The organism is Pseudoalteromonas sp. PB2-1, assembly GCF_045040605.1.
Taxonomy (GTDB): domain Bacteria; phylum Pseudomonadota; class Gammaproteobacteria; order Enterobacterales; family Alteromonadaceae; genus Pseudoalteromonas; species Pseudoalteromonas arabiensis.
Map to the genome: position 1 here is coordinate 679,313 of NZ_CP090668.1, position 14,730 is coordinate 694,042.

The 14,730-nt window shown below is 40.6% G+C and carries 12 protein-coding genes; 9 read left to right on the forward strand and 3 right to left on the reverse strand.

Annotation, left to right across the window (positions count from 1 at the left end; all coding sequences use genetic code 11):
- Positions 1-108: 108 nt before the first annotated feature.
- Positions 109-1,575, forward strand: coding sequence for a DNA recombination protein RmuC (rmuC, locus tag L0Z67_RS19965; RefSeq protein WP_062567864.1), 1,467 nt, complete (start codon positions 109-111; stop codon positions 1,573-1,575).
- Positions 1,576-1,612: 37 nt separating this feature from the next.
- Here rmuC and L0Z67_RS19970 read toward each other — a convergent pair whose 3' ends face one another.
- Positions 1,613-2,317, reverse strand: coding sequence for a hypothetical protein (locus tag L0Z67_RS19970; RefSeq protein WP_237115544.1), 705 nt, complete (start codon positions 2,315-2,317; stop codon positions 1,613-1,615).
- A 126-nt stretch (positions 2,318-2,443) separates the two neighbouring features.
- On the opposite strand from L0Z67_RS19970, the gene L0Z67_RS19975 reads away from it, so the two are divergent.
- Complete coding sequence (locus L0Z67_RS19975) at positions 2,444-3,019, forward strand: DJ-1/PfpI family protein (RefSeq protein ID WP_392353376.1); 576 nt, start codon at positions 2,444-2,446, stop codon at positions 3,017-3,019.
- Here L0Z67_RS19975 and L0Z67_RS19980 read toward each other — a convergent pair.
- Complete coding sequence (locus L0Z67_RS19980; RefSeq protein WP_062567861.1) at positions 3,014-3,895, reverse strand: LysR family transcriptional regulator; 882 nt, start codon at positions 3,893-3,895, stop codon at positions 3,014-3,016. The genes L0Z67_RS19975 and L0Z67_RS19980 overlap by 6 nt on opposite strands.
- 121 nt (positions 3,896-4,016) lie before the next feature.
- Here L0Z67_RS19980 and L0Z67_RS19985 point away from each other — a divergent pair, with 121 nt between their 5' ends.
- The 5 genes from L0Z67_RS19985 to L0Z67_RS20005 all read left to right on the forward strand — a co-directional run bounded on the left by L0Z67_RS19985 (position 4,017) and on the right by L0Z67_RS20005 (position 9,638).
- Positions 4,017-4,484 carry a DUF2938 domain-containing protein gene (locus tag L0Z67_RS19985; RefSeq protein ID WP_237115542.1) on the forward strand — a complete coding sequence of 156 codons (468 nt, stop codon included), beginning with the start codon at positions 4,017-4,019 and terminating at the stop codon, positions 4,482-4,484.
- A 9-nt stretch (positions 4,485-4,493) separates the two neighbouring features.
- Positions 4,494-5,126 (forward strand): thiopurine S-methyltransferase, encoded by a 633-nt coding sequence (tmpT, locus tag L0Z67_RS19990; RefSeq protein WP_392353379.1) that lies wholly within the window; start codon positions 4,494-4,496, stop codon positions 5,124-5,126.
- Positions 5,127-5,259: 133 nt separating this feature from the next.
- The gene (locus tag L0Z67_RS19995; RefSeq protein ID WP_062567858.1) at positions 5,260-6,060 is read left to right on the forward strand and encodes a class III extradiol ring-cleavage dioxygenase; all 801 of its coding nucleotides are present in this window, start codon (positions 5,260-5,262) and stop codon (positions 6,058-6,060) included.
- A 95-nt stretch (positions 6,061-6,155) separates the two neighbouring features.
- The gene (locus L0Z67_RS20000; RefSeq protein WP_237115541.1) at positions 6,156-8,486 is read left to right on the forward strand and encodes a S9 family peptidase; all 2,331 of its coding nucleotides are present in this window, start codon (positions 6,156-6,158) and stop codon (positions 8,484-8,486) included.
- Between the two features lie 270 nt (positions 8,487-8,756).
- Positions 8,757-9,638 carry an alpha/beta hydrolase gene (locus L0Z67_RS20005; RefSeq protein ID WP_237115540.1) on the forward strand — a complete coding sequence of 294 codons (882 nt, stop codon included), beginning with the start codon at positions 8,757-8,759 and terminating at the stop codon, positions 9,636-9,638.
- Positions 9,639-9,764: 126 nt separating this feature from the next.
- Here L0Z67_RS20005 and L0Z67_RS20010 read toward each other — a convergent pair whose 3' ends face one another.
- Positions 9,765-10,613 (reverse strand): LysR family transcriptional regulator, encoded by an 849-nt coding sequence (locus tag L0Z67_RS20010; protein ID WP_392353382.1) that lies wholly within the window; start codon positions 10,611-10,613, stop codon positions 9,765-9,767.
- 119 nt (positions 10,614-10,732) lie between these two features.
- On the opposite strand from L0Z67_RS20010, the gene L0Z67_RS20015 reads away from it, so the two are divergent.
- Together L0Z67_RS20015 and L0Z67_RS20020 are read left to right on the forward strand one after the other, a co-directional pair.
- Entirely contained in the window at positions 10,733-11,395 is a 663-nt protein-coding gene (locus L0Z67_RS20015; protein WP_130152041.1) for an FMN-dependent NADH-azoreductase, read from the forward strand.
- A gap of 325 nt (positions 11,396-11,720) precedes the next feature.
- A complete protein-coding gene (locus L0Z67_RS20020; protein ID WP_237115538.1) occupies positions 11,721-14,690 on the forward strand; it encodes a TonB-dependent receptor domain-containing protein in 2,970 nt (989 codons plus the stop codon).
- Positions 14,691-14,730 lie beyond the last annotated feature (40 nt).

The following is a 14,730-nucleotide window of genomic DNA, read 5'->3' on the forward strand; positions in this document are numbered from 1 at the left end:
TGTTAGAGCCAGCTCACCTTGAGCTGGCTTTTTTTATGCCTAAACCCCCTACTCTGCTGAGCACTAATTCGTTATGATGATGTGTCTTTAAGTTATTGAGTTTTCGTTATGATTACAGAGCTAATTACACAGATTAATTGGCAAAGTGGTGTGCTTGGTACTGCTGTAGGTGCTGTTGCAAGTGGTGTTATTTTTGCGCTGCAAAAAAGTCGCTTAAAAAATCAGTTAACTGAACTGCAAAATAGCCAGCAAATCCTGCAAAATCATTTACAACAAAAGCAGCTGCAACTTGAACAAAGCCAACAGACGCTTTCTCAGTTACAGCAAGATTACGCTGAACAACGTGATGAGTCTCAACACTTTAAAACTCGTTTTGTAGAACAAGAAAAACAAGCACAACAATACAACCAATTTTGGCGTCAAGTTGAAGCTGAGCTTGCTGACACTAAAGCTTCACTTAATCAGCGGGATGTTGATTTAAGTACCTTACGAAGCACGATAGAGCAAAAAGAACTGCATTTTAAAGAGCAGCTTAGTCATATCAAAGAAAGCAAAGAGCAACTCAAAAAAGAGTTTGAAAATCTCGCTAATCAAATCCTTGAAGAGAAATCGCAGCGTTTTAAAACCTTAAACCAAGAGAGTATTGAGCAACTATTAAAGCCGGTTCAAGGTGAGCTAAAAGGCTTTCGCGATAAAATGGAATTGATCCACGTTGAAGATCTTAAGCAGCGTGCTGCACTTAAAACTGAGTTATTGCATTTACAGGCTAAAAGCCAAGCTATCACTGAACAAGCTGATAGGCTGAGCACCGCATTACAAGGGCAAAAGAAAACCCAAGGTAATTGGGGGGAGTTAATGCTTGAAAATGTACTAGATAGCGCTGGGCTGCGTGCAGGGGTAGATTATCAACGTGAAGTATCGTTTAACACCGAAGACGGTCGTTTACGCCCTGATGTGGTGGTGTATTTACCTCAGCAACGTCATTTAGTTATCGATGCTAAAACCTCTTTAAACGCGTATACACGCTATGTAAATGCTGATACAGAGCTTGAGGCGCAGCAGGCGCTAAAAGAGCATGTAACCGCTGTGCAATCGCGTATTAATGAGTTAGCAAGCAAAGCCTACGACAGACTCCCTGGTATTAACTCACCTGAAGTGGTGATCATGTTTGTACCGATTGAGTCAGCATTTGTTGAAGCACTTAAATACCAAAGTGATATTTATCAGCAAGCTATCGAGAAAAACATTTTAGTCGCAACTCCAACGACCTTATTGACCAGCTTGAACATAGTAAAACAACTGTGGCGTTTTGAAGAGCAAACTAAATACTCAAAAGAGCTTGCCGCCCGCGCTGAGCGTTTTTATAACAAGCTCAATGGTTTCCTAACCAGTATGGAAGGGGTTGGTAAGCAATTAGACCGCGCCAAAGAAAGTTACGATAAAGCGTTTTCTCAGCTGTATCGTGGTAAAGGAAACTTGATTAAGCAGGCCTCTGAGTTCAAAGAGTTGGGTGTGTCTGTTCAAAAAGAGTTACCCGCGGACAGTGTTGAAAAAGCCCACTTAGAGTTAGATTAATATCTATCAAAAAAGCCAACGTCATGTTGGCTTTTTATTAGTTAATAAGTTCAGCTGAAACGATATCGTTGAGCAGTAAAAAGTGGTTAAGTACAGACTCCTCAAGCTCGAATACATGCGCTACTTTTTCGCCATTTGCTGACATTCCTGTTTGCGCACCTGCAAACTCGATATGTAACCCTAAACGCTTCAGGGTTTGGGCATCGTAACTATAAATAGCGGAATCATGTCTTTCGCTAATGCCTGGCATCACTCCTATGATAGTAACCGCTTGTTCAACGTTAATGATATCGAAAAATTGTCGTTCTGCGGTTTGCCATTTTGCTATATAGCTAGCGACCTCGGGTGGCTGATCCATCGGCACGTATAATGGCTGTAATGAGCCACCACGCCAGCCGATAACGGCTTGTTCCTCAACAAAGACATGCGGGCTTGCCGTAAGTACATAGTTGGCGCAGGAGGATGCACAAAACTCGCGTACCACAACATTGAGTTGATATTCATGAACTAAGCCTCCGAAATGAAGACCAGCCATCACATCACCACCTTGGCTATTAATAATTAAGGTGTTGATTTGTTGGCTGCTAGTTACTAATAATTGTTCGAACTTTTCAACATTTTGCTTAGATGTTTCGCCCTGAAAATAAATAGTGCCTGGCGATACCTCACTGATTTCAGCGACCCTTTGCTGTGTTGTTTTACAACCAACCAGCAGTACGCTCAATATTAATAAAAAACGCATTAACAATGCCTTGAAGTTTTGTTTGTATACAGTGCGCAATTTAATAATATGTCATTAACGAACTGCAAAAATGGCATAGTACGTTTTTTTACTTAAGAAATAAATCCACATAATAGGAACAATTGTATGAATATTGGAATTTATATATATGATGATGCCGAAGTGCTCGATTTCTCAGGTCCATTTGAGGTGTTTAGTACCGCTGAGCGCCTAGCGTATAATGACTGGCAAGTGAGTTTAATTGCCGAAACTACTCGTCCTGTTCTTGCCCGCGGTGGTTATAGTGTAAACCCCCATTACAGTTTCACAGACTGCCCTTCGCTTGATCTACTTGTTGTGGTTGGTGGTGACCATACTCGAGAACTTGAAAAAGCAGAGGTTATTGCGTGGTTAAAAGACACTGCCACTAACACCAAGCGTGTTGCCAGTGTTTGTACAGGGGCATTTTTGCTTGCTAAAACTGGGCTTTTAAACGGGAAAAATGTGACTACTCATTGGCAAGATCAATCTCAGTTGGCTGCTATGTTTCCTGATCTCAATGTGATTGCTGATACTCGTTGGGTCACCGACGATAAGTTTACCAGCTCAGGGGGAATTTCTGCTGGCATTGATATGAGCCTAGCGTTAGTCGCTGAGTTTATTAGCTACGAACACGCCTTACTGACCGCTAAACAGATGGAATATCAATGGCAGACTTTATAATTGTTCAGCAATATAGTTGGTTATAAACTGCTTTAAACAGGCAGCCTTTTTACTCAGTAAACGTGCGCTTGGCCAGATAGCATAAATGTCGCGGTTTTCCCCTCGCCAGTGTGGCAGTACTTGAACTAGCTGCTGAGATTTTAATTCATCTATTACCTCAAACCGAGGTAACAAAGCGATACCTTGCTCATCACAAACTAAGTATTTTACAAATCCAGTATCATTAAAAGTAGTAGCAAATCGGCACATGTGAGTATAAGTTGCATTCGTTTGCGTATTGGTTAGCTGCCACTTATTTCTCAAAGTGGTACCAATTAATCTATGTTGTTTTAAATCTGCTGGCTCTTCTAAGGCAGGTGCCGAATCAAGATATGCTCTTGTGCTTACAAATAAAGTATCAACAGTTCCTAACTTTTTTTGATGGAGCATAGAATCAGCCTGCGGCCCTACTCTTATTGCTATATCTGCTTGGCTTTTACTGAGATCTTCAAGTTGGTTATTAAGCAGTAGCTCAAGTTGAATATCAGGGTACTGTTTAGTGAATGCGAGCCACATCGGCTTTAAGAAACCATGACTAATATTCAGAGGTGCTAAAACTTTAAGCTTTCCTGACAATTGTGCTTTTTGCTCATTAAGCTGGCGGTGAGTTTGTTCAAATTGCTCTATTAATTCAACATAACTTTGAAAGTATACCTCCCCTGCTTGCGTTAACGTGCATTGCCTTGCTGAGCGATTTAATAGCTGCTCACCTAAGCGTTGCTCAAGTCGTTGTAAGCGTCTCGACACTGTTGCGGTAGGCAGCGACAAGTTCTGAGCCGCATTACTTAGGCCGCCTTGTTTAACAATCTGTATGAATAGAGCGATATCGTCAATCATGTTCTCATTTATGCAATCATAGTTTGTTTATCTTACTATTTTTAGCACTTTTGCAATTAGATATCATGTCTTTTATTAAATCATTTAAGAGCATCTAATTATGAGTGTAAATGATATTTATATGATAACTTTTGTAGGCGTAGCGGCGACTTTGTTCATTGATCTTTATGCTTTTCTGCTGGCTAAAGTGTTTAAGATACCTTCATTAAACTTGTGTTTAGTTGGCCGTTGGTGCTTGGGTTTATTAGATGGAAAGTTTATGCACTTGAATATAGTAGCTAGCCCTGTTAAGCATTTTGAGTGCGTGTTTGGCTGGTGCTTACACTACTTTATTGGTGTTTTATTTTCGTTTCTATTTATATTACTGGTCGGTGTTGCTTGGCTTGAACAACCCACCTTAATCGCTGCGTGTGTATTTGGATTAGCGAGCGTATGTATACCATTTTTTGTTATGCAGCCAGCTTTAGGCATGGGGATAATGGCTACGAAAAGCGCAAACCCATTTCAAGCCCGCTTAAAAAGTGGTGTAACTCACCTACTTTTTGGTGTCGGATTATATTTATCCGCTCAATTTATGCAATTTATTTAGGAGTCGTTAATGGACGCAAAGCATTGGCATCAACGTTGGGAGAATAACGAAATAGGTTTTCATGAAGGAGACGTTAACCGTTACCTAGATCATTATTTTACTAACTTAAATTTACAGCAAGGCGATACTGTTTTTGTGCTACTGTATGGCAAAACTCACGACATTCATTATTTGCTCGCGCAAGGTATGCGTGTTGTTGGGGCTGAGCTTAGTGAGATTGCCATTAAGCAATTATTTGATGAGTTAAAACTAGAACCCGAAATCAGCCAACACGGCGAGCTATTACGTTACCAAGGCGCAAATCTAACCGTTTGGGTAGGCGATATTTTTGCACTTACCGCGAATGAACTTGGCACTATCAACGCGGTTTATGACCGTGCCGCCTTAGTTGCGCTGCCAAAGCCTGTACGCATTCGCTATACCCAGCATTTACTTGAATTAACCAATAGAGCTAAACAATTAGTGGTGGTATTTGAGTATCAGCAAAGTGAGTTTTCGGGTCCGCCGTTTAGTGTGGTCGCCGATGAGCTACATCAGCACTATGATGCTTTTTATCAACTCACATTACTGTGTAAAGAACCCCTCGCAGGTGGCTTAAAAGGGCAAGTCCCTGCCATGAACGTAGCTTGGTTTTTAAGTTAGTACTTACAAACTAGCGGTGTGTAAATTCACACCCTAGTTGTGCGTTTTTGTGGCTGGTTATTGTATCTCTGTGCGTGCACCATAGTTAAAAGCGAATTGGTATGAAAAGAAAGCGTATTTAAGGAGCACATTTATGCAAAAGCCACGCGTTTTATTTGTTTCTCATGGCGGCGGTCCTATGCCTTTACTTGGCGATCCAAGTCATGCTGATATGGTAACTTGTTTGCAATCTATTGCTGCAAAAATTCAAAAGCCGTCAGCTATTTTGATGGTGAGTGCACACTGGGAAGCGAACCCTATTAGCATCACTTCGAGTGCTGCTCCTAAGCTAATTTATGATTACTATGGTTTTCCTGAGCCTGCTTACAGTATCGAGTATCCAAGTCCTGGCGAACCTGTCCTTGCCGAAAAAGTACATCAGGCATTGGCAAAGGCTAATATCGATAGCACATTAAACCCATCTCGTGGCTTTGATCACGGTATGTATGTGCCTTTGAAAATTATGTATCCAGAAGCAGATATACCTTGTGTGCAATTGTCGTTACATCCAAGCCTTGAGCCAAGCTTACACCTAGCGATAGGTGAGGCTTTACAACAACTTGATTACGATAATTTATTGAGCATTGGTTCTGGCTTTACTTTTCATAATATGCGCGCATTTTTCACCCCTGAAAGCGCTGAAATTAAAGCGCAAAATATGGCTTTTGAGCAATGGCTAGTTGATGTATGTGGTAATGCTGAGCTGAGTGAACAACAGCGACAAGCTAAGTTATTAGAATGGCAAATGGCCCCTGCGGCGCGTTTTAGTCATCCTAGAGAAGAGCATTTATTGCCATTACATGTTTGCTATGGTGCGGCGATGCGCCCTTGTAGTGATATTTACGAACTAAGTATTGCCAATAAGCAAGCCAGTATGTTCTTGTGGGACGATTGATTTTAAGTTTAAACACATTGTTTTCACGATAAATGTTAAGATTTTATTAAGTTAATTTGTTACGCTTGATTGGTTAAAACCAAGGGATAACAAAAATGAACTTAATAAAAACATCAACCCTTGCGTTTGCTGTGGTTGCGGGTTTAGGTTTGCAAGCATGCTCAAGTACAGAGCAAGCGAACACGCCATCAGCAACAGTGAACGCAACGGCTAATCCGCTTTCGCTTGAACAAATTTATAAAGAAAAAGACTTTAAAGCTGAGCGTAGTACCTATTTTACGTGGCTCGATGATGGTACCGGCTATACCGTACTTGAAGAGCGCGAAAGCAATAAAAACAACCAAGACGACAAAGCTAAAGACGATGAGCACGGCGTAAAAGGCAATGATATTGTATTTTATAATGCCGATGGGACGGGGCGTAAGGTGCTTGTTAGTTACGAAAAACTGATCCCCAAAGGTGAGAAAGAGCCTCTCACCGTTGAAAGCTATCAATGGTCTAAAGATGGTAAATGGCTGATGGTTTTTACCAATGGTGAACAAGTGTGGCGCTCACGAAGCCGCGGTGATTTTTGGCTTTTAAACCTTGAAACCGATTCGCTATATCAGTTAGGTGGCGAAAACATTGAAGCGAAAAAGCTGATGTTTGCTAAGTTCTCACCTGATAGCTCTAAAGTAGCTTATGTGCGTGATAACAACATCTACATGGAAAAAGTGGGTAGCAAGGCAGTGACTGCTTTAACCACTGATGGTAACGACACTATTGTTAATGGTAATTTTGACTGGGTATACGAAGAAGAATTTACTATTCGTGATGGTTTCCGCTGGAGTCCAGACAACAAATCAATTGCCTATTGGCAGCTTGATACTAGTGGCGTGAAATACTTCACTATGATCAATAACACCGATGATCTCTACCCTACCCTTAAAGAATTCCCGTATCCAAAAGCTGGCGAGATGAACTCAGCGGTTAAAGTGGGTGTGGTCAGTCTTAGCGACAAGAAAACTCGCTGGGCTGAGTTAGGTGGCGATAATCGCGATCGTTATATTCCACGTATTAGCTGGGCTGGCACTGGTGAATCTTTGATGATCCAAGATCTTAACCGCCCGCAAAGCCACAACAAGGTTTGGTTATTCGACTGGCAAAAACAACAGCTGACTAAAATTCTTGAAGATAAAGACGATGCCTTTATTGAGTGGTTTTATAAAGCAAACTGGTCAAAAGACGGTAAGTTCTTTATTTGGCATAGCGAGCGTGATGGCTGGCGTCATCTATACCGTGTATCTCGCGATGGAAAAACGATTGTTGATTTAACGCCGGGTGAATATGACATCATTGATATGTTAGCGCTCAACGAAGATAAAAACGTTATGTACTTTACTGCATCACCGGATGATCCTGGCCAGCGTTATTTATTCCGTACCTCGCTAGATGGCAGCTCTAAACCGATGCGCGTAACGCCTGAGTCATTCGATGGTTCAAACAGCTATTACATGTCTAAAGATACCTCTTGGGCGATGCATACCTTCTCTAAATTTGGCACCCCGCCAATGAAAGAGATCATTAAAGTAAGCGATCACAGTAATGTGAAAACCTTAGTTGAGAACAAAGCATTAAAAGAAAAATTAGCAACTGAGCAGTTACCGACTCACGAGTTCTTTACGGTAAACGCCCGTGATGGTGTTGAGCTTGATGGCTACATCATGTTCCCAGCGAATATGGATAAAAGCAAAAAATACCCAATCGTTTTCTATGTTTATGGTGAGCCATGGGGCTCAACAGTACAAGACCGCTGGGAAGGTAACAGTTACTTATACAAATCGTATTTAACTCAGCAAGGCTTTATTGTTGCCTCTGTTGATAACCGCGGCACGCGCGCACCTAAAGGCAGAGATTGGCGTAAGTCTATCTACAAAAAAATAGGCTCTATTACCGTGCGTGACCAAGTTGATGCCCTTGATGCAATGGCGAAACGTTGGGATGTCATTGATACCGACCGTGTTGGTGTATGGGGCCACTCAGGTGGCGGTAGTTCAACACTTAATTTGTTATTCCGCCATGGTGATAAATATAAAGTGGGGATTGCCTCAGCCCCAGTGCCCGATATTCGCTTGTACGATACCATCTATCAAGAGCGCTATGCGGGTAACCCAAATACCGATCCTGATAGTTACGACAACACGTCTCCGATCACTTTTGCAAAAGACCTGCAAGGTAAATTGCTACTGATCCACGGTACTGGAGATGATAACGTTCACTACCAAGGTTCAGAACGCTTAATTAACGAATTAGTTAAGCACAATAAACAGTTCGAGTTTTTCTCTTACCCGAACCGTTCTCACAGCCTACGTGAAGGTGAAGGCACGACCCTGCACTACCACACTATGATGGCTAACTTCTTCGAAAAGCACTTACTTAACAAGTAAATATGCTTCAGTAATAAACCGCAGCTTAGATATTAAACTGCGGTTTTTTTATGCAAACTGTAAACCCCCGTTACACAAGAAAGCTATCAAATGTTTGAAGTAAACTATCAGTGCTGGCAATGGCGGCTGCGAGCTTTTGGATTATCTAATGAATATCCTGTATCCCAGTCAAGTCGGTGAACGGAGTTAACAATACCCTGTTACAATTGTCTTATTAACTAATCTTTATAATTGAAGTAGTGTCATTAAGTTATTGATTAAGGATATGAAATGGCATTATTAAAATTTAAAATTCAGTATCTAGCTTGGTTTATTACATTCGTTTTGACAGCTACAGGCTTGTATATCGCAGTGAAATACCAACAGCTCTATAGCTCACGCTTTATTGATATAGATATCAAGTCGAACGCGCTTGCAGAAATGCGCAGAGTTTTCATTCGCTTGCCCAAAAACTACAACTCTAACAAAGCTTATCCGCTCATAATTAAAACTGACGGCAACTTTAACCTTGATACTTGGGATGACGCTTTAAGTATTCTTGAAAGCACCGATGACAAGAATGAGGTTATTCTAGTGGCCATCCCTAACCTGTTTTGGCATGACACTCGAAATCGTGATTTAGTGCCACCTTACGCTCGTAAGGATGTGGCGATAAAAGCGCGCCCGTTTAATCAAAATCAGCGAGAAATATTTGGTAAAGCTGATGTGTTTTTAAAGTTTATAGAAACAGAGTTATTACCTTACTTAGAGGGAACGTATCGTATTAGCGGGCAGCGCACACTTACAGGGTTTTCGGCAGGAGGTAGCTTTGTGTTATATACCATGGTTACTAAACCAGAGTTATTTAATGCATACTTTGCTTTTAGCCCTGCGGCTTGGTATGACGATAATGTTGTCGTAAAACAGTTCAGTAAAAGCTTACCTAATACAGCTGGCAACACTCATTATTTTTATATCACATTAGGTGGTGATGAGAATCCAACCATAACTGGTGCATTTAATGGCTTAGTGAATGCTCTTCAAAAGCATGCACCAAACGACCTTACTTGGCAGCACCACATCAACAAAGGAGCTGACCATGAACAAAACGCAAAACAATCCGTTCGCAGTGCGCTAGATGGGGCTTTTAATCATTTTGATATGGCTCAGTAATGACGAAAAGCAAAGCTACAAATAGGCGTTAAATCAATTAACTAATTCTGTTTCTAGCAGCTTTTTATGGTTCATTAAAAAACTTTGTAATCAATAGTAACTTAAATGATGTTTACTTTTACATCATTAAGTTAGTAACTGCTCAAGCCATTCAATCACAACTTTATGTGTAGATGTTTCGAAGCGAGACTTTTCGGGAATGTAGTAACACAGTTTTGATTCAACTTCTTGGTTATTAAATGATGTTAGTAAGCCCGCATCTAGATAAGGTTGTACTAAGGTTTTTGAGCAAAACACCACACCTTTATTGGCGAGTACCTGGTTTATTCCAAATAGCTCTTGATCAAATGTTTTTATCTTGAAACATGAATCACTTAGGTTATTTATTTTAAGCCACTGCGTTAATGGTGGGGCTGGAAGGGCATTATTTTTCCATTGGCTTGTATATAAAGCAATCTGTTTATCAAGCCTAGGAGCGCTTTGTTGTGCGTTTGCCGCAAACATATCATAGCGCTCATATTTGATGATATCTGCTTTGTTTACTTCCTCACTATTTCCTAGTCGAACAGGCAGGGTATGCAGTTGCTTATCTAAAGTTTCACTAGTTGATATATCAAGTCGTAAATGTGGTTTTGCGTTATTCAGCTCTTCTAAAGCGGGTATTATTCTTAGGGCTGCTAGAGAAGATGTTGTGGTGATGCGTACTTGGTTATTTGCTTGGCTCAACTGTTCAATTGCCGCAAAAATAAGTTTAAAGCCGCTAGTTGTGTTTTGACTCAGGTACTTTCCTGATGGAGTTAAAGTTATCTTTCTCACTTCGCGATGAAATAAATCAGTATTTAACCGGCTTTCTAGATTTGCGATATGGTGTGAAACCGCTGTAGGCGTAATGGCAAGTTCAGTTGCCGCAGCTTTAAAGCTTCCAAGGCGGGCTGCTGATTCAAAGGCTTTTAAAGCTTGTAATGATATATGCATAACTAAACTCACTTATATTTATAGCTGAGTAAAACTTATTTATAGTGAATTTTAACTCGTTTGCTAAAACGTCTCAATTTGTTGATGATATCTATACATTAACTAATAAGGTTTTAATTATGACTACTCTTTTACACATTGATGCTAGTGTACGTGAAGTGAAAAATGATAATCCAAATCATAACTCTATTTCTAAAAATATTGCTAAATATTATATTGATACCTTACAAAAAAATAATGCTATAGCTGAGTATATCTATCGTGATGTAGGGATACATCCTCCCTCTTTTATCACTCAAGCTTGGATAGAGGCTGTGTTCACCCCTGTTCAAAAAAGGACTATACAGCAGCAGACACTGCTAGCTGAATCTGACGAGTTGATTGGTGAAGTGGCAAAAGCCGACACTATTGTGATATCAACGCCTATGTATAACTACGGCATGCCAGCACAATTAAAAGCATGGTTTGATCAAATTGTAAGAATTAACGAAACCTTTGATTTTGATTTAGAACGAGGAGATTTTCCTCTCAAACCGCTGCTTAAAGGGAAACGATTAGTGATCATTACCTCCACAGGAGAGTTTGGTTTTGAACAAGGTGGAATACGTGAACATATGAGTCATTTGGTGCCTCACCTTCGCACCTTAAGTCAGTATTTAGGAGTCGATAAAATTGACGAAATTGCCTGTGAATACCAAGAGTTTAAAGATGATAGACATCAGCGTTCACTTACCAATGCTTACGCGAAAGCTGAGCAATTAGCATTCACTCAATATAAATAAAGAAAGCCGCTTGATGCGGCTTATTTAGTTTTTGTAATGGGGGTTTACAGATACGACGAGAGTTAAAATTCATATCACCACTTTCTTAACGTCTTCTCACTTTTTGGTTTTTACTTGTTCATCTTGGTAACAAATCACTATTCAAAGATTTTGCTTTACCTCATTAGATCTTCTTTAGAACAGCTTAAAGTTAGAACATTTATCCAATAGTTTCAGCCTATAACCCAAGGCTATGATTTAAAGCTTTTTTGTCAATTGTTTAGGTTAAGTTAATTGTGCAAGGTAATGAATGGAATAATTAAAAATATAAAACAGGATGAAGAAAATGCCTTCGCAAAAGATAACAAAATACCCATTAAATAAAGTCAGTTTATCCTTATTAATTGCTCTTAATCTACTCCATATATCTGAGGTTGCAGCACAGCAAGCTGACAAGAAACAAGTTAAGACACCTGAAAATGAAGAATTAGAGATTATCAGTGTCGTTGGCTCAATGATCAAAGGGGCTAATATTGAAGGGGCGCTCCCTGTGTCTGTTATTGATTCTGATGATGTTGACGCAATTGGCGCGACTTCAGGAAGTGAGTTGTTTGCATCGATACCTAGTAATGGAACAGTAAGTTTTAATGGTAACGATGTAGTGAGTGGTGTGTATGCGTCACGAGGGGATGTAGCATCAATTAACTTACGTAGTATTGGTACGGGTAACACACTTGTATTGTTGAATGGGCGACGTTTGGTACAACACCCAGGCTCGCAAACAGAAAACTCAGTGCCAGTAACGACCGTTAATATGAATTCGATTCCAGTAATGGGGATTGATGCTGTTGAAGTTTTACATGATGGCGCTGCTGCTATTTATGGCTCCGATGCGGTTGCAGGGGTCGTTAATACGCAAATGAAAAAGGATTTTAGCGGTTACCGTTTTGATATGCAGTATGGCCAGGCTGAAAATACGAGTCGTGAAAAGCTCAATTTAAATGCGCTAGCTGGCTGGGATGTTAATGATGGTTCAACCAATATAACAGCCTCAGTTAATTACTATCATGGTTCTGAGGTTATGGCTTCAGAAACGAAGTTTTCACGCAATAATGATTTAAGACCATTCTTAGAGGGCACGCGTTGGGAGGGAGATTCTAACTTTAGAAATAACTCAACAACAACTCCTTGGGGACGTTTTGATGCGAGTCAAGCAGTTGACGGCCTGACAAGTTCAGCCGGACGGTTTCATATCGAAGATGTGGATGCCAGTGATTCAAATCAGCGATGTGTATTAAGCAATGGCTTGTGCATTGATAGTGGCAGCATTTCAAGTGACACTCAAGGTTATAACACCAATAGTAGCCGTACGCTTATTCCTGAAACTGAACGGTTAAATTCATTTGTTTTTATTAATCATGAACTAAGCTCAGGTACCGAGTTATACAGTGAACTAGGTTATTACCAAGCCGAGTCAAACTCACAGCGAGGTGAAACCGCTACGTTAACCTCTGCACCGGTGACAATCTCAAGTGATGCATATTGGAACCCGCTAGGGAGTGGTATTAATCAAGTGTCTGGTTTTGGGATTCCCGCACAAGGACTCGATGTCACTATTGATGCTTACCGTGTTGTTGATGCTGGTGCTAGAGGGATTAATGTGGACAATAAATCTTATCGTGCTTTAGCGGGTGCCCGAGGTGATCTTGATGCATGGAGTTGGGACAGTGCGGTACTTTATTCCAAAGCTAAAACAGTTGATAAAACGAATAACCGTATAAGTTTAAGTCTCTTTCAAGACAGTGTAAACCGCCAAGACAGCTCTGCATATAACCCTTTTTGTAATGCATCTTGTAACTCTCAAGAGACGATTGATAGCTTTTTAATCGATATCAGTCGTGAGGGTGAAACAGAACTCGCATTAGTCGATTTTAAAGTGTCGAATCCTGCTTTATTTTCACTACCTGCTGGTGATGTTGGTATAGCAATGGGAGCTGAGTGGCGTTATGAAAGTTTCGCAAACACTTATGATGACAGATTAAATGGCACTATAACCTACACAGATACTGTAACGGGGAGTAATTATGCTTCTGATGTTATGGGCTCTAGTGGTCAACCAAATGCTGATGGTTCACGTAATGTAGCGTCGGCGTTTGTTGAGTTTGCAGGAGCGCTGATCAGTCCTGAAATGGAAATCCCTCTAGTCGAGAAGCTTAACTTTCAGCTTGCTGGTCGCTTTGAGCAGTACAATGACGTAGGAAGTGTATTTAAGCCAAAAGCAGTACTCAGCTGGTATCCTACCTCTAGTTTACAAGTACGAGGCTCTTACTCAGAAGGTTTTAGAGCTCCTAATCTTGAGCAACTTCATACCGCCAGTACAACTCGTGTTAATTACCCAACAGATTACTATCGATGCCAAGCGCGAATAAATAAAGGGGAGTTGAGCAACTTAAGTGAATGTAATGGCAGCGACAGCGTCTCTAATATTCGCTTAGGGAACACAAAACTAAAACCAGAAAATGATTACAACTATGGATTAGGCCTAGTTTATACACCCGAATTTATTGACAACCTAACGCTTACAGCCGACTTTTGGCGTATAGAACAAGAAGACCTGATCGGTATACGCTCCTATCAAAATATCGCTGACTTAGATTATTTCTACCGTTTAAATGGCGCAGCTAACCCAAATGTTATTCGCTCACAGGCAACTGCTGATGATATCGCTTTTTTTGACGGTTCTGGTTTGGCAGCGGTAGGCGACATGGTTGAAGTTGTTGGTTTATATGAAAACTTAGACTCTCGTGTTACTGAGGGCCTCGATTTAAGCATCAACTATCGCTTAGCTGATACTGACTTTGGTGATTTTGATATAAAACTTAACGCGGCAAAATTACTAAAAGCATATCAAAGTGTTGATAGTGAATCGGCAAAGTTAGCTGCATTAGGTTTACCTCTTGAAGATGTGGGCGATTTAATTCAAATGGACGGCCGTCCTCAGTGGCAAGCAACCGGTACTTTAACTTGGCGCTATAACAATTGGGGAGCAGGCTTGTATGGTAAATATGTTGGTGATTTTTATGATACGAGCGCCGTTCATGATGAAACCGGTGAATATTGGCATGTAAGTAGTTGGAGTACTTTTAACGTGTATGGTCAATACACGTTTGATTCTGGTACTCGCGTTCGTTTAGGTATGCGAAATATGTTTGATAGAGAGCCACCTCTAGCAGATGAAACATACGGTTATAACGCAAGCTTGCACAATGCAGAGGGGCGTTATTTATACGCTAACTTTAGTTTTAGTTTTGAATAAATAATCATTCAATTAGATGAGAAGTTGTGTGCTTCTCATC